This window comes from Lysobacter enzymogenes, assembly GCF_023617245.1.
GTDB classification, from domain to species: domain Bacteria; phylum Pseudomonadota; class Gammaproteobacteria; order Xanthomonadales; family Xanthomonadaceae; genus Lysobacter; species Lysobacter yananisis.
The window spans coordinates 2968445-2994965 of the sequence record NZ_CP067396.1 but is presented as its reverse complement, the minus strand read 5'-3'; the positions used below and the strand labels follow the sequence as shown (position 1 = coordinate 2994965).

19 protein-coding genes are annotated in these 26521 nt (G+C 71.5%); all 19 read left to right on the top strand.

Features of this window, described 5'->3' with window-relative positions; all coding sequences use genetic code 11:
- The first annotated feature begins 461 nt into the window (after positions 1 to 461).
- The gene (gene tssB, locus JHW41_RS12640) at positions 462 to 965 is read left to right on the top strand and encodes a type VI secretion system contractile sheath small subunit (RefSeq protein WP_057947645.1); all 504 of its coding nucleotides are present in this window, start codon (positions 462 to 464) and stop codon (positions 963 to 965) included.
- A 10-nt stretch (positions 966 to 975) separates the two neighbouring features.
- Entirely contained in the window at positions 976 to 2490 is a 1515-nt protein-coding gene (tssC, locus tag JHW41_RS12635) for a type VI secretion system contractile sheath large subunit (protein ID WP_250450596.1), read from the top strand.
- A 104-nt stretch (positions 2491 to 2594) separates the two neighbouring features.
- The gene (locus tag JHW41_RS12630; RefSeq protein ID WP_057947647.1) at positions 2595 to 3098 is read left to right on the top strand and encodes an Hcp family type VI secretion system effector; all 504 of its coding nucleotides are present in this window, start codon (positions 2595 to 2597) and stop codon (positions 3096 to 3098) included.
- 70 nt (positions 3099 to 3168) lie between these two features.
- Positions 3169 to 4011: a type VI secretion system accessory protein TagJ gene (locus tag JHW41_RS12625; protein ID WP_057947648.1), complete on the top strand. Its 843-nt coding sequence runs from the start codon at positions 3169 to 3171 to the stop codon at positions 4009 to 4011.
- Positions 3999 to 4502 (top strand): type VI secretion system baseplate subunit TssE, encoded by a 504-nt coding sequence (gene tssE / locus JHW41_RS12620; RefSeq protein WP_078995358.1) that lies wholly within the window; start codon positions 3999 to 4001, stop codon positions 4500 to 4502. The genes JHW41_RS12625 and tssE overlap by 13 nt, the downstream gene beginning before the upstream one ends.
- Positions 4503 to 4504: 2 nt before the next feature.
- Complete coding sequence (gene tssF, locus JHW41_RS12615) at positions 4505 to 6385, top strand: type VI secretion system baseplate subunit TssF (RefSeq protein ID WP_057947650.1); 1881 nt, start codon at positions 4505 to 4507, stop codon at positions 6383 to 6385.
- Positions 6349 to 7401 carry a type VI secretion system baseplate subunit TssG gene (gene tssG / locus JHW41_RS12610; protein WP_250450594.1) on the top strand — a complete coding sequence of 351 codons (1053 nt, stop codon included), beginning with the start codon at positions 6349 to 6351 and terminating at the stop codon, positions 7399 to 7401. The genes tssF and tssG overlap by 37 nt, the downstream gene beginning before the upstream one ends.
- Positions 7402 to 7426: 25 nt before the next feature.
- Complete coding sequence (gene tssH, locus JHW41_RS12605; protein ID WP_250450592.1) at positions 7427 to 10183, top strand: type VI secretion system ATPase TssH; 2757 nt, start codon at positions 7427 to 7429, stop codon at positions 10181 to 10183.
- 59 nt (positions 10184 to 10242) lie between these two features.
- Positions 10243 to 11280, top strand: a complete 1038-nt coding sequence (locus tag JHW41_RS12600) for a hypothetical protein (RefSeq protein ID WP_057947652.1) — start codon at positions 10243 to 10245, stop codon at positions 11278 to 11280.
- 94 nt (positions 11281 to 11374) lie between these two features.
- Positions 11375 to 13315, top strand: a complete 1941-nt coding sequence (locus tag JHW41_RS12595) for a type VI secretion system Vgr family protein (protein WP_250450582.1) — start codon at positions 11375 to 11377, stop codon at positions 13313 to 13315.
- Between the two features lie 8 nt (positions 13316 to 13323).
- Positions 13324 to 13863, top strand: a complete 540-nt coding sequence (locus JHW41_RS12590) for a DUF6931 family protein (protein ID WP_078995426.1) — start codon at positions 13324 to 13326, stop codon at positions 13861 to 13863.
- Positions 13860 to 15437, top strand: coding sequence for a type VI secretion system-associated FHA domain protein TagH (gene tagH, locus JHW41_RS12585; protein WP_250450570.1), 1578 nt, complete (start codon positions 13860 to 13862; stop codon positions 15435 to 15437). The genes JHW41_RS12590 and tagH overlap by 4 nt, the downstream gene beginning before the upstream one ends.
- Positions 15434 to 16771 carry a type VI secretion system baseplate subunit TssK gene (tssK, locus tag JHW41_RS12580; RefSeq protein ID WP_057947656.1) on the top strand — a complete coding sequence of 446 codons (1338 nt, stop codon included), beginning with the start codon at positions 15434 to 15436 and terminating at the stop codon, positions 16769 to 16771. The genes tagH and tssK overlap by 4 nt, the downstream gene beginning before the upstream one ends.
- A gap of 1 nt (position 16772) precedes the next feature.
- Positions 16773 to 18119 (top strand): type VI secretion system protein TssL, long form, encoded by a 1347-nt coding sequence (gene tssL / locus JHW41_RS12575; RefSeq protein ID WP_250450568.1) that lies wholly within the window; start codon positions 16773 to 16775, stop codon positions 18117 to 18119.
- Between the two features lie 3 nt (positions 18120 to 18122).
- Entirely contained in the window at positions 18123 to 21614 is a 3492-nt protein-coding gene (gene tssM, locus JHW41_RS12570; RefSeq protein ID WP_250450559.1) for a type VI secretion system membrane subunit TssM, read from the top strand.
- A complete protein-coding gene (gene tagF, locus JHW41_RS12565) occupies positions 21611 to 22228 on the top strand; it encodes a type VI secretion system-associated protein TagF (protein ID WP_250450533.1) in 618 nt (205 codons plus the stop codon). The genes tssM and tagF overlap by 4 nt, the downstream gene beginning before the upstream one ends.
- Positions 22225 to 22983 carry a PP2C family protein-serine/threonine phosphatase gene (locus tag JHW41_RS12560; protein WP_250450522.1) on the top strand — a complete coding sequence of 253 codons (759 nt, stop codon included), beginning with the start codon at positions 22225 to 22227 and terminating at the stop codon, positions 22981 to 22983. Before tagF ends, JHW41_RS12560 begins: the two co-directional genes overlap by 4 nt.
- On the top strand, positions 22980 to 26102 hold the full coding sequence (locus JHW41_RS12555) for a bifunctional serine/threonine-protein kinase/formylglycine-generating enzyme family protein (protein ID WP_250450520.1): 3123 nt from the start codon (positions 22980 to 22982) through the stop codon (positions 26100 to 26102). Before JHW41_RS12560 ends, JHW41_RS12555 begins: the two co-directional genes overlap by 4 nt.
- Positions 26099 to 26416 (top strand): hypothetical protein, encoded by a 318-nt coding sequence (locus JHW41_RS12550; protein ID WP_057947660.1) that lies wholly within the window; start codon positions 26099 to 26101, stop codon positions 26414 to 26416. The genes JHW41_RS12555 and JHW41_RS12550 overlap by 4 nt, the downstream gene beginning before the upstream one ends.
- Positions 26417 to 26521: the final 105 nt, after the last annotated feature.

The following is a 26521-nucleotide window of genomic DNA, read 5'->3' as shown; positions in this document are numbered from 1 at the left end:
GCGCCGATCGCGCCCGTTCGCCCATCGAAGGCGGCGGCGTGCATCGCAAGGACGCCGCCGCCGGTCGCATCGCCGCGCCTGCTTCGGCGACACCGGGCAACTGCACCGCAACCGCGGCCGCGACGCATCGGTTCTGTCTACGCATACCCTCACGCAGCGCCGGCGGGCTTGCGTACGTGGGTCACAGTCCGCGATGCGCGATGCCGGGCCGCAGCGAAGCGCCGCTTATGCCGGCCGAAGCAACGAATGTAAAGCCCGGTATGGCGAAGAATTCGCTATAAAAATGCGAATTGCATTGCACAAAGAACCACGCATAACGGAATCAGCCACGGCGATGGGTCCTATACCGAATATCGATTTCCGCGCCGGCGCCGCCCGCGGGTAAACAGACCGGGCTCGCCGGTCGGCTGGTTCGACGCACGACGGCGGAGCTCACTTGTCTGAGCAACCCCGGAGGCGGCATGTCCGTTCAGAACAGCCAGAAGTTCATTGCAAGAAACCGCGCCCCGCGCGTGCAGATCGAGTACGACGTGGAAATCTACGGCGCGCAGAAGAAGGTCCAGGTGCCGTTCGTGATGGGCGTGCTGTCGGACCTGTCCGGCGCCAACTCCGTCGACCTGCCGCCGATCGAGGAGCGCAAGGCGCTGGAGATCGATGTCGACAACTTCGACAGCCGCATGCGCGCGATGAAGCCGCGAGTGCAGATCAGCGTGCCCAACACGCTCACCGGCGAAGGCGAATTGGCGGTGGACCTGACCTTCGAGCGGCTGGAGGATTTCTCCCCGGCCGAAGTGGTCAAGCGGATCGAGCCGATGGCCAAGCTGCTGGAGGCGCGCACCCAGCTGTCCAACCTGAGCACCTACCTGGACGGCAAGGCCGGCGCCGAGCGCCTGATCGCCGACACCATCCGCGATCCGGCCCTGCTGCGCGCCCTGGCCAGCACGCCCAACCCCGAGCGCGAGTGAGGCGACGATCATGGCCACTACCCAGAAAGCCGTCGCCACCGCCGAAGCGCTCGAAACCACGCCGTCGGTAGACGCGCCGTCGATCAACGATTTCTCCGCGCTGCTCGCGCGCGAGTTCCGCCCCCGCAACGAACGCGCCGGCGAGGAAGTCCGCTCGGCGGTACGCACGCTCGCCGAGCAGGTGCTCGAACGCAGCGACATCATCAGCGCCGACGTCACCCAGACCCTGAGCGCCTACATCGCCGAGATCGACCGCAAGCTCAGCGAGCAGCTCAACCTGGTCATGCACAACGCCCAGTTCCAGAAGATGGAAGGCGCCTGGCGCGGCCTGCATTACCTGGTCACCAACACCGAGACCGACACGCTGCTGAAGATCCGCGTGCTCAACGTCTCCAAGGCCGAACTCGGCAAGAACCTCAAGCGCTTCAAGGGCGTCGCCTGGGACCAGAGCCCGGTGTTCAAGAAGGTCTACGAAGAAGAGTACGGCCAGCTCGGCGGCGAACCCTACGGCTGCCTGATCGGCGACTACTACTTCGACCACAGCCCGCAGGACGTGGAAATGCTGCGCGGCATCGGCCAGATCGCCGCCGCCGCGCACGCGCCGTTCATCGGCGCGGCCTCGCCGAGCCTGATGGGCATGGAGAGCTGGGGCGAGCTGTCGAACCCGCGCGACCTGGCCAAGATCTTCACCACCCCGGACTACGCCGCCTGGCGCTCGCTGCGCGGCAGCGACGACGCCAAGTACCTTGCGCTGGCGATGCCGCGCACGCTCTCGCGCCTGCCGTACGGCGCGCGCACCGAGCCGGTCGAAGAGTTCGACTTCGAAGAGGACACCGAAGGCGCCGATTCCTCGCGCTACACCTGGCAGAACGCCGCTTACGCGATGGCGGTCAACGTCAACCGCTCGTTCAAGCTCTACGGCTGGTGCACGCGCATCCGCGGCGTCGAGTCCGGCGGCGCGGTCGAAGGCCTGCCGGCGCACACCTTCCCGACCGACGACGGCGGCGTGGACATGAAGTGCCCGACCGAGATCGCGATCACCGACCGCCGCTCGGCCGAGCTCGACAAGATGGGCCTGATGCCGCTGGTGCACCGCAAGAACAGCGACATGGCCGCGTTCATCGGCGCGCAGTCGCTGGGCCGGCCGGAGGAGTACGACGACCCCGACGCCACCGCCAACGCGGCGTTGAGCGCGCGCCTGCCGTACATGTTCGCGTGCTCGCGCTTCGCCCATTACCTGAAGTGCATCGCGCGCGACAAGATCGGCTCGTTCAGCACCCGCGAACAGGTGCAGAGCTGGCTGACCGACTGGGTCATGAACTACGTCGACGGCGACCCGGCCAACTCCAGCGAGGAAGCCAAGGCGCGCAAGCCGCTGGCCGCGGCCGAGGTGCAGGTGGAGGAAGTCGAGGGCAACCCGGGCTACTACACCTCCAAGTTCTTCCTGCGCCCGCACTACCAGCTCGAAGGCCTGACCGTGTCGCTGCGCCTGGTCTCCCGCCTGCCGTCCGCGCAAGCCAAGTAACCCCCAACGCAATCCCAGCCAAGCAACTCCGGGCGCGAACGGCGCGGCGCAGGCCGCTCCGACGCTCCCGGCTTTTCCCAGAACCGCTGAAACGGAGATAAGCCGTGGCATACGACATGCATCTGAAGTTCGGTCCGGGCGACGTCGAGATCAAGGGCGCGTCCAATCATTCCAAGCACAAGGACGAGGTGCCGATCCTGGCCTGGTCGTGGGGCACCAGCAACACCGGCAACCTGCACACCGGCGCCGGCTACGCCGCCGGCGGCAAGGCCAACGTGCAGGACATCTCGATCACCAAGTACATCGACTCGTGCTCCAACGCGCTGCTCAACGCCTGCTGCACCGGCGCGCGCGTGGAGAACGCCACGCTGTACGTGACCAACGCCACCGGCGAGCAGACCGACTTCCTGACCATCGAGCTCAGCGACGGCGTCATGGTGACCGCGGTTTCCACCGGCGGCAGCGGCGGCGAAGAACGCCTGACCGAGAACATCACCCTGCATTTCGGCAAGTTCAAGTACGCCTTCCAGCCGCAGGACGACAAGGGTAAGAAGCAGGGCGGCACCAAGGACTTCACCTTCTCGATGCAGGAAGTCAAGAAGTCCTGATCCGCGCGTCGCGGCGTCCGCGCCGCGATCCGGGTTCCGCCGCCTCGTCCATTCCAGAGCCGACCGCGCCATGATCCGTACCGTTTCGCAGTCCCAGCAAGAGTGTTCCAGCCTGCTCAAGCGGGGCGAGTTCGACCTGGCGTTGCGTTCGGCGATGGAATGGGCGAAGCAGCATCCGGCCGATGCGGAGCTGCGCATCGGCCTGTTCCAACTGCTCGCCGCGTCCGGCCAGTGGAGCCGGGCGCGCGAGCAACTGCAATTGTCGGCGCGGCTCGACGCCGGCCACGGCGATCTCGCCGCGGCCTACTCGCGCGTGCTCGACGCCGAGCTCGAACGCGAGCAGGTGATGTCCGGGCAGATGATGCCGCTGCTGCTGGGCCAGGCCGGCCAGTGGCAGCACGACCTGCTGCTGGCGCTGCGCCAGGACAGCCAGGGGCTCGCCGCCGAGGCCGCGCAGCGGCGCGAGGTGGCGCTGGCCCAGGCCGAAGCCGCCGCCGGCGAGATCGACGGCGTCGCCTTCCAGTGGCTGTGCGATGCCGATCCGCGCTTCGGGCCGTGCCTGGAAGTGGTGTTGGAAACCGGCTATGCCTGGATCGCGTTCGCGCAGTTGAGCGAGGTGGTGCTGGACGCGCCGGTGAGCCTGCGCGACCTGCTGTGGCAACCGGCCACGCTGGTGTGGCGCAACGGCGACGCGGTCGCCGGGCTGGTGCCGTGCCGCTATCCGGGCAGCGAACACAGCGAGCACATCGCCCTGCGCCTGGGCCGGCGCACCGACTGGAGCGGCGACGCCGCCGCCGCGCGCGGACTCGGCCAGCGCATGCTGCTCAGCGACCGCGGCGAGCATCCGCTGCTGGAGATCCGCCGCATCCGCTTCGATCCGCCGCCGGGCGAGGCCGCCGCATGGCCGAGCTGAGCCAGCAGGAACGGCTGCAACCCTCGTTGCTGGACCGGCTCATCGACGAGAACCGGCACGAGATCGTCGAAAGCCGCGACGCCCGCGCGATCACCGCGGCGAAACTGCGCCAATGCATCGTCCGCGACCTGTCGTGGCTGCTCAACTGCACCCGGCACTGGTCCGACGAAGCGCTCGAGGCGCATCCCTACGTCGCCGCCAGCGTACTGAACTACGGCATTCCCGACCTGGCCGGCACCTTGCTCGAAGGCCTGGACGTGAGCGCGCTGCAAAGCCGCATCCAGGCCGCGATTTTGGCGTTCGAACCGCGCCTGCTGGCCTCGGGCCTGCAGGTGACCGCGCGCGTGGACCCGCAGCGCAGCGACCACCTGGCGCTGTCGTTCGTGATCGAGTCGGAGATGTGGGCGCAGCCGATCCCGCTGAGCCTGTACCTGCGCACCGAGGTCGACCTGGAAACCGGGCGTTTCAGCCTGGTGGAGGGCGAGCGCTGACCATGGACCCGCGCCTGCTCCATCACTACAACCGCGAGCTGCAGCACCTGCGCGAGATGGGCGCGGAGTTCGCCCGCGACTACCCCAAGGTCGCCGGGCGCCTGGGCATGAGCGGCATCGAGTGCGCCGACCCGTACGTCGAGCGCCTGCTGGAAGGCTTCGCGTTCATGGCCGCGCGCGTGCAGCTGGAGCTGGAAGCGCAGCAGCCGGTGTTCGCCGCGCACCTGCTGGAGATGCTGTACCCGCATTTTCTCGCGCCGCTGCCGTCGATGGCGGTGGTGCAGTTGCATCCCGAGGCGGGCGAGGGCATCGACCCGGCCGGCCACCACCTGCCGCGCGATACCGCGCTGCACTCGCTGCTCGGCCACGGCGAGCGCACGCCGTGCGAGTACCGCACCGCGCACGAGGTGGTGCTGTATCCGCTGCGCCTGACCGATGCGGCCTATCTGGCCTCGCCGGCGGCGCTGGCGGCGATCGGCATCGCCGCCGACGCCGGGGTCAAGGCCGGCCTGCGCCTGAGTTTCGCGGTCGAGCCCGGGCTCAGCGTGGACATGCTCAACCTGGACCGGCTGCCGCTGTTCATCGCCGGCGCCGACGGCCAGTCGGGCTGCCTGTACGAACAACTGCACGCGCACGCGACCGGCTTCGTGGTGCGCGCCGCGGCCGGCCCCAACGGCAGCTACCTCAGCCGCACGTTCGGACCCGAGCGCATCGGCGAGGTCGGCTTCGACGATGCGCAGGCCTTGCTGCCGCGCAGCGAGCGCTCGTTCAGCGGCTATCGGCTGCTGCAGGAATATTTCGCCTGTCCGGAGCGGTTCCTGTTCGCCGAATTCTCCGGCCTGTCCGAGCTGTTGCCGCGCGCGTCCTGCCTGGGGTTCGAGATCGTGGTGTTGTTCGACCGCGTCGCCGAGCGGCTCGACAACGCGGTCGGCGCCGACAACTTCCGCCTGTACTGCACCCCGGCGATCAACCTGTTCCCCAAGCGCGGCGACCGCATCCACCTGCGCCAGGGCGTGTCCGAGCACCACCTGCTCGCCGACCGCACCCGGCCGATGGATTTCGAGGTCTACAGCGTCGCCCAGGTCGAGGGCTACGGCGACGCCAACGAGCCGTTGCAGCGTTTCGAGCCGTTCTACGCCGCGCAGGGGCGCAGCTGGCACGAGCGGCGCTCGGCGTTCTATGCGCTGCGCCGGCATCCGCGCCGGCTGTCGCAGGGGCAGAAGCACAACGGCGCGCGTTCCAGCTACGTCGGCAGCGAGACCTTCATCGCCCTGGTCGACGGCGAGCAGGCGCCGTACGCGCACGATCTGCGCCAGCTCGGCCTGCAGATGCTGTGCACCAACCGCGACCTGCCGCTGCACATGCCGGTCGGCAAGGCCGGCACCGATTTCCTGCTCGACGACGCCGCCGCGATCGGCGCGGCGCGCTGCGTCGCCGGGCCGACCCGGCCGCGCGCCGCGGTCGCCGCCGGCGATTCGCGCTGGCGTCTGATCAGCCACCTGCAGCTCAACTACCTGTCGCTGCTCGACGACGGCGAGGACGGCGCCAGCGCGATCCGCGAGATGCTGACCCTGTACCACGACCCGCACGACAGCGCCGCGCGGCGCCAGGTCGAAGGCATCCGCCGGGTCGCCTCGCGCCCGATCGTGCGCCGGCTGCCGCTGCCGGGGCCGGCCACGTACGGCCGCGGACTGGAGATCACCCTGACCTGCGACGACGCCGCCTTCGAAGGGCAAGGCGCGTACCTGCTGGCGTCGGTGCTGCGGCATTTCTTCGCCCGCCAGGCATCGATGAATTCCTTCACCGAGACCGTGCTGCGCACGCTCGAACGCAACGAGGTGGACCGATGGCCCGCAAGGCTCGGAAACCGACCGATCCTGTAGCCCGCGGCGCGGCGTCGGCGGACGCCGCGCGCCTGTTGCGGGCGCTGCGAGAGCGGCCGCAGGACTTCGAACTGTTCGAGGCGCTGCGCCGGATCGAGTGCGCGTACCCGCAACACCCGCGCCTGGGCCAGGCCGCGCGCCCGCAGGACGAGCCGGTGCGGCTGGGCCAGCGCGCCAGCCTGGACTTCGCCCCGCGCAGCGTCGACGCCCTCGACGAAACCGGCGGCGGACGCGCGCCGCGGCTGCGCACGTTTCCGCTCGGCCTGTTCGGCCCGCAAGGCGCGCTGCCGCTGCACCTGACCGAATACGCGATCGAGCGCGAACGCATGGACCAGGACCCGACCCTGGCCGCGTTCGCCGACCTGTTCCATCACCGCATGATCGCGCTGTGGTACCGCAGTTGGGCCGATGCGCGGCCGACCGTGCACGCCGACCGCCCCGGCCAGGACCGCTTCGGCGGCCACGTCGATGCGCTGGTCGGGGTCGGCCAGCCGGCGCTGCGCGAACGCGATGCGCTGGCGCCGGACGTGCGCCGTTACTTCGCCGGACGCTTCGCCGCGCAGGCGCGCAACGCCGAAGGACTGCAGGCGGCGATCCGGACCTTGTTCGACGTGCCGCTGACGGTGCAGTCGTTCTTCGCCGACTGGCTGGACCTGCCGCCGGACGGCCGCCTCGGCATGGGCCGGCAAGCCGCGCGGCTGGGCCAGGAAGCGACGATGGGCGCCAAGTTCCGCAACGCCCAGCACCGCTTCCGCCTGCGCATCGGGCCGCTGGACCTGCCGCGCTACCGCGAGTTCCTGCCCGGCGGGCGCGCGCTGCGCGAGCTGGTCGCGCTGGTGCGCCATTACTGCGGCGACGAATACCTGTGGGACCTGCAATTGGTGCTCGACCGCAGCCAGGTGCCGCCGCCGCGGCTGGGCAAGTCGCAGCGCATGGGCCAATCGCTGTGGATGGGCGATTACCGCAAGCCCGAGCACGCCGACGACCTGGTCCTGCACCCCGCCCTCAACGCCTGAACCCACTTCCGCAACGGGAACCGCCATGGCCAACATCAGCCGCGCCGCATTGTTCGGCAAGCTCAACAAGATCGCGTACCAGAGCATCGAGTCGGCGACCGTGTTCTGCAAACTGCGCGGCAACCCCGAGGTGGAGCTGTCGCACTGGCTGTACCAGCTGCTGCAATTGCAGGACGGCGACGTGCATCGGATCGTGCGCCACTTCGGCATCGAGCCGGCGCGGCTGGCGCGCGACCTGACCCAGGCGCTGGACCGGCTGCCGCGCAGCGGCGGCGGCGCGCACTTCGATCTTTCCGCGCACGTCGAGGAGACCGTGGAGCGGGCCTGGCTGTACTGCAGCCTGCGCTACGGTCGCCAGCGCGTGCGCAGCGGCGACCTGCTGGTGGCGATCGCGCAGACCCGCGGCCTGCGCAACGCGCTGCTGGCGCTGTCGCCCGAGTTCGCCGCGCTGCGCACCGAAGCGTTGACCGACGAACTCGAACGCATCGTCGCCGGCTCGCCCGAAGACGACGCGCTGGACGTCGCCGCGACGCCGGCCGAGGCCGCGCCGGGGCAGGGCGCCGTCGCCGGCGGCGACGATGCGCTGGCGCGTTTCACCGTCGACCTGACCGCGCAGGCCCGCGCCGGCAGCATCGACCCGGTGGTCGGCCGCGACGAGGAGATCCGCCAGCTGGTCGACATCCTGATGCGCCGCCGGCAGAACAATCCGATGCTGGTCGGCGAGGCCGGCGTCGGCAAGACCGCGGTGGTCGAGGGCTTCGCGTTGCGCATCGCCGAGGGCGACGTGCCGCCGGCGCTGCGCGAGGTCGAGCTGCGCGTGCTCGACGTGGGTTTGCTGCAAGCCGGCGCCAGCGTCAAGGGCGAGTTCGAAAACCGGCTGCGCCAGGTCATCGACCGGGTCCAGGCGTCGGTGCGGCCGATCGTCTTGTTCATCGACGAAGCCCACACCCTGGTCGGCGCCGGCGGCGCGGCCGGCACCGGCGATGCCGCCAACCTGCTCAAGCCGGCACTGGCGCGCGGCAACCTGCGCACCATCGGCGCGACCACCTGGGCCGAGTACAAGCGCCATATCGAGAAAGACCCGGCGCTGACCCGGCGCTTCCAGCCGATCAAGATCGAAGAGCCGGCCGAGGCGCGCGCGGTGGCGATGATGCGCGGCGTGGCCGCGGCGATGGAGCAGCACCACCGCGTGCAGATCCTCGACGAGGCGCTGGAAGCGGCGGTGCGGCTGTCGCATCGCTACATCCCGGCGCGGCAGCTGCCTGACAAGTCGGTGAGCCTGCTCGACACCGCCTGCGCGCGGGTGGCGATCAGCCATCACGCGGTGCCGCCGCAGCTCGACGACGCGCGCAAGCGCATCGCCGTGCTGGAGACCGAACAGGCGATGATCGAGCGCGAGGGCCGCATCGGCGTGGACGTGGCCGAGCGCGCCGGCCGGGTCGGCACGGAGCTCGCCGACCTGCGTGAGAACGAACAACGCCTGCAGCAGGGCTGGGCGGCGGAAAAGGCCCTGGTCGAGCGCATCCTGGCGCTGCGCGCCCGACTCGGCGAAGCGGTCGCCGCGAGCGAAGCCGGCGCGACCGCGATGGCGCACGCCGAGCCGGCAGACGACGCAGCGGCGGACGAGGAACTCGCAAACGATGAAGCGCCGATCCGCGGCGACGGCGAGGCGCACGCGCCGGCCGACCCCGACGCGCCGTCGCTGCTCGACCAACTGCGCGCCCTGCAGGCCGAACTGTCGGCGTTGCAGGGCGAGCGCCCGCTGGTGCTGCCGAGCGTGGACTACCAGGCGGTGGCTTCGGTGGTCGCCGACTGGACCGGCATCCCGCTCGGGCGCATGGCCCGCGACGAAGTGCGCACGGTGCTGGAACTGCCGGCGCTGCTGGGCCGGCGCGTGGTCGGCCAGGACCATGCGATGGAGGCCATCGCCCGGCGCATCCAGACCTCGCGCGCCGGCCTCGACAACCCCGACAAGCCGGTCGGCGTGTTCCTGCTCGCCGGCACCTCCGGCGTCGGCAAGACCGAGACCGCGCTGGCGCTGGCCGAGACCCTCTACGGCGGCGAACAGAACCTGATCACCATCAACATGAGCGAGTTCCAGGAGCCGCACAGCGTGGCCACGCTCAAGGGCGCGCCGCCGGGCTACGTCGGCTACGGCGAGGGCGGGGTGCTGACCGAGGCGGTGCGCCGGCGCCCGTACTCGGTGGTGCTGCTCGACGAGGTCGAGAAGGCGCATCCGGACGTGCACGAGATCTTCTTCCAGGTGTTCGACAAGGGCTGGATGGAAGATGGCGAGGGCCGCCGCATCGATTTCCGCAACACGCTGATCCTGCTGACCACCAACGCCGGCACCGAACTGCTGACCAGTCTGTGCGCGGACCCGGACCTGACCCCGGACCCGGACGCGCTCGGCCAGGCGTTGCGCGCGCCGTTGCTGAAGGTGTTCCCGCCGGCGCTGCTCGGTCGCCTGGTCACCATCGCCTATTACCCGCTCGGCGACGCGCTGCTGGCGCGCATCGCCCGGCTGCAGCTCGAGCGCATCGCCCAGCGCGTGGCCGCGCGCTACCGCGCGCAGTTCCGCTACGGCGAGGACGTCATCGCACTGGTGGTGCAGCGCTGCACCGAGTCCGAATCCGGCGGCCGCATGATCGATTCCATCCTCACCCACGCGCTGTTGCCGACGATCAGCCGGCGCCTGCTCGAACGCGACGCCGAGTTGCCGCCGCCGCGCAGCATCCGCATCGGCGCCGACGGCGCCGAACTCAGCGTCGAGATCGACTGAGCCGCCGCCGTCCGTCCACTCCCGTCCTCACGCCACCGATCCCACTACCGAGACCCGCCATGAGCAACCTGAGCAGGGAAGAGTTCCTCGCCCTCAACGCGATCGCCAAGTCGCGCCGCGAGCTGATGTTCCAGACCTTCAACGGCACCCAGCTGAAGTTCGGCAAGTTCAGCTACGCCAAGGGCAACTGGCACGGCATGGCCACCGGCATCTACGAATTCCAGGGGATGATCCAGGAGAAGGTCACCGAGGCGATGCTGCCGAAGATCCAGGAAGCGGCGCAGGCCTTCGCCGCCGACGCCGCCGGGGTCGGCAATTTCAACGAACTGGTCGCCGCGCTCGGCCAGGAATCGGCCGGCCAGTTGCTCAAGGAAATCATTCCCTGGGTCGGCCTGGTCTACACCACGATCAACTGGGCCAAGGCGTCCAAGCAGGTGATCACCGACGCCCACCACCTGTACCGGATCAAGGCCGGCGATTTCCGCTCCGGCTTCCGCGACGGCACCCCGCAGGCGGCGGTGGACTCGGTCCAGCAGATCATCAAGCGCGAGCTGTACGTCGGCGGCATCGACTGGGCCAACCAGACCGTCGGCTTCGGCACCAAGGTCGCCGGCGTGTTCATCGACATGGGCACCGCGACCACGCTCGGCCCGGGCATCGCCACCTTCATCGCCGACTGGCTGCTCAAGCTGACCGTGATCGGCATGGACATCAAGCAGATGAAGGCCGGCAACCGCTGGCTGCAGAATCCGGGCGACCTCAGCATCAAGGTGTTCGAGGAATGCCCGATCCTGGGCTGCTACCTGCTGATCAGCGCCGATACCTCGAGCGTGGCCAATCTGTTCGTCGCCGACATCGGCCTGCCGAACTGGATGACCCAGGTCGAGCAGATGTACGAGAGCAAGATCGAGCCGACCGTGCGCTACGCGCGCGACCTGGTCGATCGCTCCAATCTGCAGCTGGAAGGCGTCAGCGGCCGCGCCCAGCCGGCCAAGACCCACGTCAAGAAGGATTTCTTCCTCAAGTCCAAGGCCAAGGCGGCCAAGGACTACCTGCGCGCGCACGTGCCGCACCGCAGCTCGCGACCGACCGCCTGAGGCCACGGGCTCGATGCCGCGAACCTGACGCCGACGCCCGTCGTTCCCAGCCCGACCCTCGCCCCGAACGCCCCCTTCGCCGAGAGCACCGACCATGGCCCACGCCATCACCTTGCAGTCCCCGCTGGGCGACAAGCTGCGCTTCGCCCGCATGCGCGCGCGCGAGCAGCTCGGGCGCCTCTATACCTTCGAGCTGGAAGCGATCAGCCGCTCGCCGGCGCTGGACCTCAAGGCGATGCTGGGCATGGCGATGTCGGTCAAGGTGACCACGCCCAAGGGCTACGTGCGGCATTACCACGGCATCGTCAGCGAGGTCGAGCAGACCGGTTTCGAATACATCAAGGACCTGCGCTATGCCGTCTATGCGCTGGTGCTGGTGCCCAAGCCCTGGCTGCTGACCCAACGCCGCGACTGCCGCATCTTCAAGAACAAGAGCGTGCCCGAGCTGGTCCGGCTGCTGCTGTCGGAGGCCGGCTACACCGACGTCAAGCTCAGCCTCACCGGCAGCTACAAGGCGCGCGAGTACTGCGTGCAGTACCGCGAGAGCGACTTCGACTTCATCAGCCGGCTGATGGAGCAGGAGGGCATCTACTACTACTTCACCCACACCGCCAGCACCCACACCATGGTCCTGGCCGACGCGCTCGGCGCGCACAGCGCCAACGCGCCGTTCGCGCGGGTGCCGTACTGCCCGCCGGGGCAGAAGGGCAGCCGGATGAAGGATTCGATCACCGACTGGAGCCTGGGCCGCAGCGCACACAGCAAGCGCGTGCGCCTGAACGACTACGACTACCTCAAGCCGCGCGCTTCGCTGCAGGTCGCCGAGGAGCCGGCCGAGGCCTGCGGAGGCAGCGTCGGCGAGCTCGACGTTTACGACTATCCCGGCGCCTACGAGGACCTTGCGGTCGGGCGGCGCTATGCCCAGGTGCGCGCGGAAGCGTTGAACGTGCCGCAGGCGCGGTTCAGCGGACAGACCGACGCCTGCGGCCTGGCGGTCGGCGCGCTGTTCAAGCTCAAGGATTTTCCGCTGGCCGAGTACAACCAGGAATACCTGGTGGTGCAGGCCGAGACCGTACTGGTCGAGGTCGACTACGTGTCCGGCGAAAGCGCCACCTGCGAGCCGTATTTCTGCACGTTCTCGGCCTTGCGCAGCCGCCAGCCGTTCCGCACCGCGCAGACCACGCCGTGGCCGCGCATCGCCGGGCTGCAGACCGCGGTGGTGCACGGCAAGACCCCGGAGGACATCGAGGTCGACCAGTACGGCCGGGTCGAAGTGGACTTCTTCTGGAGCCCGCCGGGCAAACCGCGCGCGGACAGCTCCTGCCCGGTGCGGGTGGCCTCGTACTGGGCCGGGCGGCGCTGGGGCGCGGTGCACATCCCGCGCGTCGGCCAGGAAGTGGTGGTGAGCTTCCTGGAAGGCAATCCGGACCGGCCGCTGATCATCGGCAGCGTCTACAACGCCGACCACATGCCGCCGTACCCGCTGCCGGCGCAGCGCACCCGCAGCGGCGTGCGCAGCCGCAGCCATCCGCGCGGCGGCCCGGAGGACTACAACGAAATCAGCTTCGAGGACCGCAAGGGCAAGGAGGAGCTGCTGCTGCACGCGCAGCGCGACATGCGCCACGAGTCCGAGAACGACCACCTGGTCGACACCAAGCGCGACGAGACCGGCGAGATCGGCCGCAACCGCGAGTGGACCGTCGGCCGCGACGACACCCTCAAGGTCGGCCGCAAGCTGCGCATCGAGGCCGGCAACGAGATCGAGCTGGTCACCGGCGCGGCGCGGCTGGTGATGAAGCGCAGCGGCGAGATATCGATCAGCGGCACCCGTTTGACCTTCGACGCGCGGATCGGCTTCAACGTGGTCGCCGGCGCCGCGGTCGACATCAAGAGCGGCGCGGCGTTCACGGTGATGGCCAACGGCGCGGTGATGGTGCAGTCCAACGCGGTCGCCACGGTGCGCGCCAACGCCACCCTGCTGCTGCAGGCCACCGGCCCGGCCATCCTCAAGGGCTCGCCGCCCTTGCTGGCGTGAGCGCCGCCATGACCGCGACCGCGCAGATCGCCGAACAGATGCAGCTGTCCGAACCGGGACAGGCGCTGGCGGCCGCGCACGAGGCGCCGCTGGCGGCGGTGTCGGCGCTGATCGGCGCGCAGCGCTACGGCGACGCGCTGCCGCTGTCGCTGCGGCTGCTGCCGACGCCGTACGCGTTGGCGTGGACGTGCCAGTGCGCCGGCGCGCAGCCGCTGGACGAACGCGACGCGCACGGCCTGCGCCTGGCCCAGCGCTGGATGCGCGAGCGCGACGAACCCAGCCGGCAGGCGGCGCAGGCCTTCGCCGAGAACGACGATTACCGCAGCCCCGGCGCCTGGCTCGCCGCTGCGGCGGCCTGGGCCAGCGGCGCGCCCGCGGCCGAAGGCGGCGCGCCGCCGGCGGCGCACTTGACCGCGGTCGCGGCCAACGCGGCGCTGGTGCTGCTGGCCAGCCGCGAGCCGGAGCGTTTCGACGAACGCCTGCAGCGCTGGGCCGAGCAGGCGCACGCGTTGCTGGGCCAGGTCCATCCCACGGAGCAGATCGCATGAGCGCGAGCGCACAGGCATTGACGATGCGGTTGCGCGACAGCGCGCTGGCGCCGGCCGGCGCGCGCGCGCAGTTCGAGGGCGGCGGCAGCATCGGCCGCGGCGCCGCCTGCGACTGGGTGCTGGAGGCCGACGGCGTATCGCGCCTGCACGCCACGGTGCGCTGCCTGGACGGCCTGTACTTCATCGAGGACCACAGCACCAACGGCCTGCTGCACAACGGCGCGGCCCTTCAGCCCGGCCTGCCGGTGGCGCTGCGCCACGGCGACTGGCTCAAGATCGACGTGTTCGAGATCGACATCGCGATCGGTACGGATGGCGCGCACGACGCGGCGGCGCAACCGGCGTACGCGCCGATGCCGGCGCCGGTCGACGACGAGCTGCCCGAGGTCTCGATCGCGGTGCTGTCCGGCGCCGAATCCGATTACGTCGACGAACACGACCTGCAGGCGCTGCTGGCCGGGCCGCGCAGCGCGGTCGCGGTGGATCCGCTGGCCTTGCTCGACCGCGCCGAAGCCGGCCACGGCACCGAATGGTCGATCGGCGGCTGGAACCACACGCCGGCGGCCGCAGCGGCGTATCACATGCCGATGGCGACGGTCGCCGCGCCCGCGCCGGCGGTGTTGCCGGAAAACTGGGACCGCACCCGCACCCAGTACGCGTCGGCGCCGGTGCAGGAAGCGGCGGCTTCGGCGAAACCGGCGCCTGCCGCGGTCGCGCTCGCGGCGGGCGAGGGTGAGGGCGATACTGCGCCGCAACCGTGGCGCGAAGCGGTCGATGCGCGATCCGGACTGCAGACGTTCGAATCGGCCGCTGCCGCGATAGCGATAGACGAGGATTTCCTCGCCGCCGCGGCGCCGGCCGCCGCACCCCAGCGACCGGAATCCGATCCGCTTCAAGCGCTGTTCGATCCGCCGCCGCCCGCAACGGCTGCAGCCGTCGGGTTCGTCGATGAATTCGAGCGTCCGCTCGACCATCCCGCCGAACATCCGGTAGATTCGGCGCCCAACGCGTCGCGGCCCGCACCCACGCCGCAGCCGCCGCAGCACCCCGCGCCAGCCGCGGACGCCGCACTCTTCGCCACCGCCGTCGCCGGCCTGATGGATCTGCTGCGCGCACGCGCCGAGTTCAAGAACGGCCTGCGCCTGCCGTCGACCCTGGTGCAGCGGCGCGAGAACAATCCGCTCAAGTTCGCCGCCTCCGTCGAGGAAGCGATCGCGCGCCTCGGCGGTCCGGCCGACGGCGCCTACCTCGCCGGCGAAGCCGCGATCGAGGACGCCATGCGCGACATCCGCCATCACCAGTTGGCATTGCTGGCGGCGATGCGGATCGCGCTGGAGCACGCCTTCGCCCACTTCGACCCGGTCCGTTTCGATCCCGACGACGGCGGCAAGACCGCGCTGGGCTGGGGCGGCAAGGGCTGGCGCCGCTATCGCGAACGCTACCAGGCGCTGCGCGGCGACCCGGACGAGCGCTACCGCGTGCTGTTCGGCGACGAATTCGCCCGCGCCTACGAAGAGCAGATGAGCCTGATGAAAACCCGAGACGCCGGCGCGCACTGGAGCGGCACCGCATGATCGACAGCAACAAGGTGATCTGGAGCGAAGGGCTGTTCCTGCGGCCGCAGCACATGCAGCAGCAGGAACGCTACCTGGAGCGTTTCGTCGAGCTGCGCGCCGGCGCGCTGCGCCCGCACGCCTGGGGCTTCGCCCTGCTGGAGCTGGAGACCGAGCTGCTGGCGATCGGCAAGCTGGCGATCCGCCGCGCCCGCGGCTGCTTTCCCGACGGCACTCCGTTTTCGATTCCCGACCGCGACCCGGCGCCGCCGCCGCTGGATGTGGGCATGGACTGCCGCGACCAGATCGTCAGCCTGAGCCTGCCGCTGCGTTCGGCGGCCCAGCCCGACAGCGCCTGGCCCGACGAAAGCGCGCCGCGCCTGACCCGCTACCGGGTCGGCGAAACCGAGATCGGCGACGCTTCCGGCAGCGTCGCCGGTTCGGTGCTGATCGAAGTCGGCTCGATGCAGTCGCGCCTGCGCCTGCAGTCCGAGCCCAAGGAGGGCCTGGTCGAGATCCCGCTGGCGCGGGTGATCGAATGCCGCCCCGACCGCCGGGTGATCCTCGACGACGCCTTCGTGCCCACGGTTTGCCGGATCGAAGGCGCGGGCGGACTGGTCACCTTGTTGTCGGAACTGCTGGGTCTGCTGCACCAGCGCGGCCAGGCCCTGGCCGAACGCGTCGCCGGCGGCGACCGCGTCGGCGTGGCCGACATCGCCGACCTGCTGATGCTGCAAACCATCAACCGCTACCAGCCGCTGGTCGCGCATTGGGCGCATTCGCCGCTGGAGCATCCCGAAGGCCTCTATCGGCTGCTGATCGAGATGGCCGGCGAGCTGGCGACCTTCACCCGCGCGAGCAAACGCGGCCCGTCGTTCCCGGCCTACCGCCACGAGGCGCTGCGCGAGAGCTTCGAGCCGGTGGTGCTGGCGCTGCGCGAGTCCTTGAGCGCGGTGCTGGAACAGTCGGCCATCGCGGTGCCGCTGCAGCAGCGCAAGTACGGCGTGTGGGTCGGCGTGCTGGCCGATCCGGGCCTGCTCGACGCAGCCTCGTTCGTGCTCGCGGTCAAGGCCGACGTGCGCGGCGAGGAGCTGCGCAAGCGGCTGCCGTCGGAATCCAAGATCGGCCCGGTCGAGAAGATCCGCGACCTGGTCAACCTGCAGCTGCCGGGCATCGCCCTGAGCTCGATGGCGATCGCGCCGCGCCAGGTGCCTTACCACGCCGGCCGCCAGTACTTCGAGCTCGACCGGCATTCGCCGCTGTGGAAGGCGTTGCGCACCTCCGGCGGCATGGCCCTGCATTTCGGCGGCGGCTTCCCCGGCATCGAACTGGAACTGTGGGCGGTGAGGAGCTGAGATGAACGAGCGCAACGCCGCCTCCCGCGACGATGTCACTGTGCTGCGCGCCGCACCGCCCGCGGCGGCGTCCGGCGCCGGGCGGACAGGGCATGAGGCCGTCAGCGCCGCGCCGGCGGGCCGCCTCGAGCCAGGCCGCGGCGAAGCCGGTCGCGCCGAGGCGGAGCTGGACACCGCGTTCAAGGCCTTGCCCGGCGCGGTCGCCGGCAACGGCCTGGTGCGCGCGGCCACGCCGCTGCTGTTGCTGGCGGTGCAGCTGCGCCACAGCGCGCAGGCGCCGGAACTCGGCGCGCTGCGCGCCGCCTGCGGCGCCAAGCTGCAGCGCTTCGAAGGCGACGCGCGCCAGCACGGCGTGGACGAGAAGATCGCGATGATGGCGCGCTACGTGCTGTGCACGTTGCTCGACGAAGCGGTGCTGGCGGCGCCGTGGGGCGACAGCAGCGGCTGGTCGCAGCGCACCTTGCTGGTCAGCTTCCACGGCGAAACCTACGGCGGCGCCAAGGTGTTCGACCTGCTCGACCGGCTCAGCCGCGAGCCGGCGCGCTACCTGGATCTGCTGGAAATGATCTACCTGGCCCTGGCGCTGGGCTTCGGCGGCCGTTATCTGGTCGAACCCGGCGGCCAGGCGCGACTGGCCGACCGCCTGACCACGCTGCACGCGTTGATCCGGCGCCAGCGCGACACGCCGCCGTCCGAGCTGTCGCCGCATTGGCGCGGCGCCGACTACAGGCTGCAGGCGCAGTCCGGCGTCTCGCCGCTGCTGGTCGCCGCGCTGGCCTCGCTGTGCATGGTGCTGGCCACGTTCCTGTTCCTGCATACGCGGCTCAACAGCCTGTCTGCGCCGATCAGCGCGCAACTGGCGCGGATCGGCTTCGACCGGGTGCGCCTGCCGACCGCGGCGACGCCCGCGCCGGCGCCGGATCTGGCCGGCCTGCTGCGCGGCGAGCGCGACGCCGGCCTGCTCAGCGTCGACAGCGCCGACGGCAAGGCCACCATCCGCATCGCCGGCGCGGCGATGTTCCCCTCGGCCAGCGCCGAGGTCGACGCCGCCCAGCGGCCGCTGCTGGCGCGGGTGGCCGCCGCGCTCGACCGCCTGCCCGGACGCATCGTCGTGGTCGGGCATACCGACGACCAGCCGGTGCGCTCGCTGGCGTTCCGCGACAACTTCGAACTGTCCGCCCGGCGCGCGCAGAACGTCGGCGCGCTGCTGGCCGCGAACCTGCGCGATCCGCGCCGGATCGAGCACAGCGGCGCCGGCGATTCGCAGCCCGTCGCCGTGCCGGCGCAGCTGCCGGCCAACCGCGCGCGCAACCGCCGCGTCGAGATCGTGCTGATCCCGGAGACCTGATCGATGATGTCGTATCTCTACCGCTTCATCGATTTCATGCGCCGCAAGGGTTTGACCGACCTGGCCGCGTTCGCGCTGACGGTGATCCTGGTCTGGACCGGCGGGCCGTACTTCGGCACCGACTCGTGGTATCCACTGCGCAGCGTGCAGGCGCGGCTGATCCTGATCGGCGCGATCGGCGCCGGCTGGCTGCTGTGGCGCGGCTGGCGCTGGTGGCGCGAACGCCGCGCCGCCGGCGAGATGGCCCAGGACCTCGCCGCGCCGGCCGGCGAGGGCGCCGACAGCCCCGCCGCGCGCGCCGGCCAGGAACAGGCGCGGTTGCGCGCGCGCTTCGCCGAGGCGATGGAACTGCTGCGCAAGCGCAAGCGCCGCGACGGCCGCGGCCTGGACACGCTGCCGTGGTACCTGCTGATCGGCGCGCCCGGCGCCGGCAAGAGCACGCTGCTGCAGAACTCGGGCCTGGACTTTCCGCTCAAGGAGCATTTCGGCGGCCACACCGTCGCCGGCGTCGGCGGCACCCGCCAGTGCGACTGGTGGTTCGCCGACCAGGCGGTGTTCATCGACAGCGCCGGCCGCTACACCACCCAGGATTCCGACGCGGCCGCCGACGGCGCCGCGTGGCAGACCTTCCTCGGCCTGCTGCGCAAACACCGGCGTCGTCCATTGAACGGGGTGATCGTCGCGGTCAGCGCCTCGGACCTGCTCGATCCCGACGAAGACCGCCGCCGCGCCCACGCGCGCGCGGTGCGCCGGCGCCTGGACGAACTCGGCGAGCGCCTGCGCGCGACCGTGCCGGTCTACTTGGTGCTGACCAAGTGCGATCTGATCTCCGGCTTCGGCGATTTCTTCGCCGAGTTCGACGGCGCCGGGCGCGACCAGGTCTGGGGCACGACCTTTCCCCACGGCCGCGACGCGCCGGCCGACCCGACCACGCTGTTCGCCGCCGAACTGGAACTGCTGCTGGGCCGCATCGACGCGCGCGCGCTCGACCGCCTGCAGGCGTTCCGCGATCCGCAGCGGCGCGCCGGGGTGCTGTCGTTCCCGCAGCAGTTGCGCCTGCTGCAGCCGCAGTTGCAGGCGTTCGTGCACAGCGCGTTCGGCGCGCACGGTTATGCCGACCAGCCGTGGCTGCGCGGCGTCTACTTCACCTCCGGCACCCAGCACGGCCATCCGATCGACCGGGTGCTGTCGACGGTGGCGCGGGTGTTCGGCCTGGCGCCGTCGCGGTTGCCGGCGCCGGCGGACAAGCCGCGCACCTTCTTCGTCGGCCGCCTGCTCAACGAAGTGATGTTCGCCGAGGCCGGGCTGGCCGGCGGCTACCTCGGCAGCGAGCGGCGCAAGCGCGCGCTGCAGGTGGCCGCGTGGGTCGGTCTCGGCGCGGCCACGCTGACCTTGCTGTTCTGCCTGATCGGCAGCTACACCAACAACCGCCAGCGCATCGGCCAGGTCCGCGACGCGCTGGCCGATTACCCGATGGAAGCGCTGCCGGACGCGACCACCGAGCAGGAGTTCTACGCCCGCGCGCTGCAGCGCTTCGACGTGCTCGAGCGCACCCGCAACGTCGCCGAGCCGCCCGGCCGGCCGGTGCCGTGGTCGTACCGGTTCGGTCTGTACCGCGGCGCCAGCCTCGGCGCGGACGTGCAGGCGGCGTACCTGCGCGATCTCAACGCGGTGATGCTGCCGGCGCTGGCGCAGTCGCTGCACCTCAGCCTGAGCCGCTCCAGCGGCGATCCGCAGTGGCTGTACCAGCTGCTCAAGGGCTATCTGATGCTGGGCCAGCCGGCGCGCCGCGACATCGGCCATCTCTCGGCGCTGGCGACGACGCACTGGCGGCGCACGCTGTCGGACGATCCGGCGCTGCGCGCGGCGCTGGACCGGCACCTGCGCGCCTTGTTCGCCGGCGGCGCGCGCGCCTTGCCGCTGGACGAGCGCCAGATCGAACGCGCGCGCGAAACCCTGCACACCGCCGAGATCCCGACCTTGGTCTACGGCGGTCTGGTGCTGGCGCGCTCCGGCGCGACGCCGCGCGAAGCGGCGCCGGTGCGGCTGGACCGCAAGCTCGGCCTGCTCGGCGAAGTGTTCCAGCGCCGCAGCGGCACCGCGCTGTCGGAACCGCTGCCGGCGCTGTACACCCGCCAGGCCTTCGCCGAACTGTCAGGCGGCGGCATCGAGCGCGCGGTGCGCGAGTTCCTGGCCGAGGACTGGGTGCTCGGCGGCGCCAAGCTCGACGCGCTGGCGCGGCTGCAACTGACCCAGCAAGTGCTGGCGCTGTACCAGCGCGACTACATCGCCGCCTGGGACCGGGTGCTGGCCGACATCGAGCTGCGGCCGGTGGTCGGCATGGGCGAGGCCAGCGCGGTTGCGGCCAAGCTCGGCGGTCCGGGCTCGCCGTTGAAAGCCTTGCTGGAGCTGGTGCGCGAGCACACCCATGGCCTGCATGCGGCCAAGCCGGCGCGCGACAAAGGCGCGAAAGCCGGCGGCTCCGCGCAGGACCGCTCCGCCGCCGACACCGACAACGAAGGCGGCGCGGGGCAGGGCGGCGATGCGGCCGGCGAACCCATCGGCCTGCATTTCGAACCGTTCAACCGGCTGCTGTCGAGCGAGGGCGGGGCGATGCCGCTGGACCAGACCATGACCACGCTGACCCAGATGAGCCGTTCGCTGCTGAGCATCGGCGCCGGCGTCGGCGGCGTCGACCAGAACGACCCGGCGCTGCTGATCGCCGCGCAGCAGGCCGAGCAACTGCCCGCGCCGGCCTCGCAATGGGTCGCCGCGCTGGCCGGACGCAGCCGCAGCCTGGCCGCCGACAGCGCCGGCGAATCCATGCGCGCCGGCCTGCGCCAGAGCGTCGGCGCGGACTGCGGCCTGTTCGTCAACGGCCGCTATCCGTTCGACCCGGGCGCCAGCAGCGAGATTCCGCTGCGCGACTTCGCCGAGCTGTTCGCCGGCGGCGGCCGTTTCGACCGTTTCTTCCAACAGTCGCTGGCGGCCAAGGTCGACACCGGCGCGCGCCGTTGGCAATGGAAGGACGGCATGCGCGAGGTCGAGGCCGGCGACGTGCTCGCGCGCGCGCAACTGGCCGACCAGATCCGCCAGGCCTACTTCGGCAGCGGCGGCCTGCCGCAGGTGGCGTTCACCGTCTCGGTCGCGCCGCAGCCCGGCATCGGCCGGGTGCAGTTGGAGGTCGACGGCCAAAGTCTGGAATACGCCGACGGCGTCGCCGCGCGCCAGAGCATGACCTGGCCCGGCCCGCGCGCCGGCTTCGTCAAGATCAGCGCCTGGGACGAGCAGGGCCAGCCGCTGGCGAGCAAGGAGTACCGCGGCGCGTGGTCGTGGTTCCGCGCCCTGCAGGACGGTCGCCTGCGCCGCGAAGGCGACCTGAACTACGTCGCCGACATCGCCCTGGGCAGCGCGCAACTGCGCATCGGCGTACTGCCGGGCAGCCTGCGCCATCCGTTCGCCGACGCGTCGGTGCAGCGGTTCCGTTGCCCATGAGCGCAGCGCGCGCCACCGTCGGTTTCTACGGCAAGCTGCCGTGCGTGGGCGATTTCGTCCGCCGCCGCCTGCCCGATGCGTTCGTCGCGCCGTGGGACGCGGCGATGCAGCGCCTGCTGCTGAGCGCGTCCGGCGACGATGCGCCGGTGCGCGACGACGCTTCGCGCTGGCGCTTCGCGCTGGCGCCGGGCGTGTGCGGCGACCGCGCCTGGATCGGCTGCGTCGGCGCCAGCCGCGACCGCGTCGGCCGCGCGTTTCCGCTGGTGCTGGCCGCGCCTCTCGCGGCCGCGGCGCCGGCCTGGTTCGATGCGGCCGAACGCCTGCATGCGCAAGCGCTGCGCGGCGAGTTCGCCGACGTCGAAGCCTTCGACCGCGCGTGCGCGCGAGTGCGCGCCGATGCGGCCGACGATCCGCGCTTGGCCGCATGGCGACGCGCGCACGCCGGCGACGAAGGCCGCCGCTGCAGCCTGTGGTGGCGCGCCGATGCGCCCGCGCGGCGCGGCGCGTGGATCGCCAGCGTCGGCCTGGCGTTCGCCGAAGGCGGCCGCGAACTCGACCTTGCGTACGCACCGCTGCCGGCGCAGCGCACCGATCTCGTCGAGGCCGACGCATGAACGCCGGCCTCCTGCCCATGCCGGACCTGCACGCCGGCTTCGGCCGTTTCGCCTCCGACGGCCTCAGCGACCGCGGCAAGCTGCGCGACCGCAACGAGGACGCGATCCTGGTGCGCGAAGACCTCGGCCTGTGGGCGGTCGCCGACGGCCTCGGCGGCCACAGCGCCGGCGATTACGCCAGCCGCGCGGTGATCGAGCGCCTCGACGCGCTGCAGCGTCCGGCCGACCTGGTCGAGTTCATCGAAGCCATCGAGGACGCCTTGCGCGCGGTCAACCAAGAGCTGCGCGAATTGGCGCAGACGCGCCAGGTCGACATCATCGCCTCGACCGTGGTGTTGCTGGTCGGCGCCGAGGACCTGGCGGTGTGCGGCTGGGTCGGCGACAGCCGCGCCTACGGTTTCGACGGCGCGCGCCTGGCGCAACTGACCCGCGACCACGTCGCCAGCTACGACGAAGACGAAGACCCGTCCGCGCCGGGCGCGCCGATGGCCGGCGGCGCGCTGACCCGGGCGATCGGCGCCGACGACGAGTTGTTCGTCGATTGGGCGGTGATCGCGCGCCGGCCGGGACAGACCTTCGTGCTGTGCTCGGACGGGATCAACAAGGAAATGAGCGACGAGGAGATCGCCGCCGAGTGCCGCCGCCACGGCGAGCCCGGCGCGCTCGCGCGGCGCCTGCTCGACACCGCGCTGGCGCGCGCGGGCCGCGACAATATTTCGGTGGTGACGGTGCGCCGGGGGGGCGCGGAACCATGAAGCACACGGACGAGCGGCCGCGGGCCGCGGACAGCGACGACGCGACCCGGGTCGCGCCGATCCGCGCCGATGCCGGCGCGACGGCGGCGTCGCCGGACAACGCACCGGCGGCAGACGAGACGGTGGTGGCGCCGATGCGCTCGGCCGCGCCCGCTGCGCCTGCCGCCCATACCCACACCCACACGCCTGCGACGGACGCGCCGCCCGCATCCGCGCCGGCACCGGACGCCGCGCCGCACGCCGACGACGCCACCGTGGTCAAGCGTCCCGCCATCGACACCGAGCGGCGCCGCGCGACCTCGCAGTCCACCAGCGCCGGCACCACCGACTGGGTCGCGCTCAGCGCCGATCCCGCGCAGGCCCAGGTCGGCGTCGGCACCTTGCTCAAGGGCCGCTTCCTGCTCGAACGCGAGATCGGCCGCGGCGGCATGGGCGTGGTCTACCTGGCGCGCGACGAGCGCAAGGTCGAGGCGCGCGACCGCCATCCGCACATCGCGGTGAAGGTGCTCAACGACGATTTCCGCCGCCATCCCGACGCGCTGATCGCGCTGCAGCGCGAGGCGCGCAAGGCGCAGAGCCTGGCCCACGACCGGATCGTACGGGTCTACGATTTCGACAAGGACGGCACCGTCGTATTCATGACGATGGAATACATCGACGGCACCGACCTGCGCGGATTGATCCGCGGCCGCCAGGGCCAGGGCCTGCCGATGGCCGAAGCCGCCGGCCTGATCGAAGGCATGGGCCGCGCGCTGGAACGCGCGCACCGCGCCGGCGTGGTGCATTCGGACTTCAAGCCCGGCAACGTCATGGTCGACGCCGACGGCGCGGCGAAAGTGTTCGACTTCGGCATCGCCCGCGCCACCCGCCGCGTCGGCGAGGCCGACGACGACCGCACCGTGTTCGACGCGACCACGCTCGGCGCGCTGACCCCGGCCTACGCCAGCCTGGAGATGCTGTGCGGCGAGCAGCCGGCGGTGGCCGACGACGTCTATGCGTTCGGCTGCGTGGTCTACGAATTGCTCGCCGGGCGCCATCCCTTCGACAAGCTCAGCGCCCAGGACGCGCAGGCCGCCGGCAAGTATCCCAAGCCGATCCGCGGCCTGAGCCGGCGCCAGAACCGCGCCCTGCAGCGCTGCCTGGCGTTCGCGGCGGCCGATCGCCCCGGGATCGCCGAGGTGCTCGAACACCTGCGTCCGCGCGGCCTGCGCGAACGCGCGCGCGGCTACGCCGTCGGCGCCGGCGCATTGCTGCTGGGCGGCGCCGCGGCGGCGTTCCTGGCCCAGGCCTATTCGCGCCAGCAGCAGAGCCGGCAGGTGCTGCAGCGGCTCGCCCCCGGCGCCGCCGACCGCTACGCCGACGAAGCCCAGGCCGGCCGCGCGCTGATGGCGCTGGACGAGGAGGACCGGCGCCGGCTGGTGGCCGACGCCAGCGCGCCGATCGAATCGTTCCTGCTCGCGCGCATCGATCACTACTGGCTGCCGTACCGCGGCCGCGAGGACTACGCCGGCGCCCAGCGCGTGCTGGCCGTGCGCGAGCAGCTCAAGCTGTTCTCGCCGCGGCTGGAAACCCGGCGCATCGAACTGGAGCAGGAGCGCAACAAGATCCTCAACGAACTCGACACCCGGCTCAGCCGCGCGATCGCCGCCGGCGCGCTGTTCGAGGACCAGCCCGGCAACGCGGTGGCGATCCTCGGCCGGATCCGCGCGATCGATCCCAACAGCCGGCTGCTGCGCCATGCGCAACTGGCGCTGAGCTACGACGCGGCGATCGTACAGGCCATCGGCGGCGGCCAGCTGGAATCGGCGCGGGTAAGGCTGGCGACGGCGCGACAGGTGTTCCCGAACGATCCGAACTGGCCGGTGCGCGAGCAGCAACTGCTCGTCGCCGTCTCCGCGCCGCCGCCGGTTGCGGCCGAAGGCATCCCTGCGGCGGACGCGCCGCTCGCGGCGCTGCCTGCGGCCGACCCGGCAGCCCCGGCCGAGCCACTGGCGCAGGCGGAAGAAGCGGCGATGAAGGAGGCCGAGATCGAGACCCGGATCGAATCGTTGCGCGGCGCGGCCGCAGCCGGCGACGCCGACAAGGTCGCCGACCTGTTGCAGCGCATCGCCGAGCTCGATCCACGCCATGCCTTCCTCGGCGAGGGCCGGCGCCTGCTGCGCGACACCGTGCTCGGCGAGGCGCGCGACCTGTCGCGGCAGGGCAAGTGGAGCGATGCGGCCGAACTGTGCGCGCGACGCGATGACTGGAGCGGCGATCCGGCGGTGCGCCAGGCCGGGCTGCGCTACGCGCTGGCCGCCGACCTGGTCAGGCAGGACGCGATCGAACCCGGCGCCGCGGCGTGGCCGGGCCTGCAGGGCAGGGCGCGCAAGCTGCGCGCGCAGGACCCGCGCGGCCTGCGCCTGTGGCAGGCCGAACTGGCCGGGTCCAACCGGCGCAGCGCGATCGCGGTGCGCGGCCTGCTGCAGCGTCTGCTGGCCGCGCCGGTAGAACCGGCGCCTGCGCCAGCGGCCACAACCACGGCGGCGCCGGATACGCCAGCCGTGGCGGATCGCGCGGACAAGAAACCCGAACCGCTGGCGGCGTGCCGCGCCGGCGCGGCCGCCAAGGCGCGGCCGTGCGGTGACTCGCTCGGCAGCTACGGCAATGGACCGGTGCTGGTGGTGGTGCCGCGCGCCGGCAAGAAGCCGCTGGCGATCATGCGCCGCGAGATCGGCTTCGACAACCTCAAGCCTTTTTGCGATGCGACCCGCTCGTGTCCGGATTCGAGCCGCTGGCAGGGCAAGACCGTCGCTCGGGACCTGCCGCTGAGCCTGGTGCAGAAGTACGCGCAATGGCTCAGCGGCGCCAGCCGCCAAGCGTATCGGCTGCCAACCGACGCGGAGTGGATCGAAGCGGCCCGCGCCGGCGGCGCCGAGGCGGTGTGCGAAGTCGCGGTCACCAACCGCTGGGGACTGGTCAACATGGCCGGGGGCGTCGGCGAGTGGGTCGTCGACGGCAGCGTCGTCGGCGTGCGCGGCGGCCCCGGCAACGCGCGCGCCTGCGCCGGCGCGGCCGGCGTCGGCAACGGCCGCGCCGATGCCCGGATCGGCGCGCGCCTGGTCAAGGAGCTGAAGTGAGCGAGTGGGAAATCCAGGTCAACCTCGCCCTGCGCGAACTCGGTCTGGCCCAGGCCGACGGCCGCATCGCGGCACAGGAGTACCGCCGCTGCCGTCGCCAGTTGCTGCTCAAGGCGCTGCACTTCGGCGCCGGCGCCGACACCCTGCGCCGCGACGAGGCGCATGCGCCCCGGCCGCCGCCGCCCGCGGTCGACGCGCGCAAAGGCTTGCCGCGCGCCCTGCGTTCGTGGGCGCTGTGGCTGTGGTGTCTGTGCATGCTGCTCGGCGCCGCGGCGCTGTACGCCTATTGGCTCGGACACGGCGCGCCGTCGTGAGCGCGGCGCGACAGACCGGCGAACGGGTCCTGCGCGCGCAGGGTGCGCAGCGGATCGCTCGCTGGGCGTCGCTCGATGGGCGTCGCCGGATCGGCGCGTCTTGAT

Coding starts and splice junctions, on each gene's coding strand:
- tssB (WP_057947645.1), top strand. CDS start 462: ATGTCCGTTCAGAACAGCCAGAAGTTCATTGCAAGAAACCGCGCCCCG.
- tssC (WP_250450596.1), top strand. CDS start 976: ATGGCCACTACCCAGAAAGCCGTCGCCACCGCCGAAGCGCTCGAAACC.
- JHW41_RS12625 (WP_057947648.1), top strand. CDS start 3,169: ATGATCCGTACCGTTTCGCAGTCCCAGCAAGAGTGTTCCAGCCTGCTC.
- tssE (WP_078995358.1), top strand. CDS start 3,999: ATGGCCGAGCTGAGCCAGCAGGAACGGCTGCAACCCTCGTTGCTGGAC.
- tssF (WP_057947650.1), top strand. CDS start 4,505: ATGGACCCGCGCCTGCTCCATCACTACAACCGCGAGCTGCAGCACCTG.
- tssG (WP_250450594.1), top strand. CDS start 6,349: ATGGCCCGCAAGGCTCGGAAACCGACCGATCCTGTAGCCCGCGGCGCG.
- tssH (WP_250450592.1), top strand. CDS start 7,427: ATGGCCAACATCAGCCGCGCCGCATTGTTCGGCAAGCTCAACAAGATC.
- JHW41_RS12600 (WP_057947652.1), top strand. CDS start 10,243: ATGAGCAACCTGAGCAGGGAAGAGTTCCTCGCCCTCAACGCGATCGCC.
- JHW41_RS12595 (WP_250450582.1), top strand. CDS start 11,375: ATGGCCCACGCCATCACCTTGCAGTCCCCGCTGGGCGACAAGCTGCGC.
- JHW41_RS12590 (WP_078995426.1), top strand. CDS start 13,324: ATGACCGCGACCGCGCAGATCGCCGAACAGATGCAGCTGTCCGAACCG.
- tagH (WP_250450570.1), top strand. CDS start 13,860: ATGAGCGCGAGCGCACAGGCATTGACGATGCGGTTGCGCGACAGCGCG.
- tssK (WP_057947656.1), top strand. CDS start 15,434: ATGATCGACAGCAACAAGGTGATCTGGAGCGAAGGGCTGTTCCTGCGG.
- tssL (WP_250450568.1), top strand. CDS start 16,773: ATGAACGAGCGCAACGCCGCCTCCCGCGACGATGTCACTGTGCTGCGC.
- tssM (WP_250450559.1), top strand. CDS start 18,123: ATGATGTCGTATCTCTACCGCTTCATCGATTTCATGCGCCGCAAGGGT.
- tagF (WP_250450533.1), top strand. CDS start 21,611: ATGAGCGCAGCGCGCGCCACCGTCGGTTTCTACGGCAAGCTGCCGTGC.
- JHW41_RS12560 (WP_250450522.1), top strand. CDS start 22,225: ATGAACGCCGGCCTCCTGCCCATGCCGGACCTGCACGCCGGCTTCGGC.
- JHW41_RS12555 (WP_250450520.1), top strand. CDS start 22,980: ATGAAGCACACGGACGAGCGGCCGCGGGCCGCGGACAGCGACGACGCG.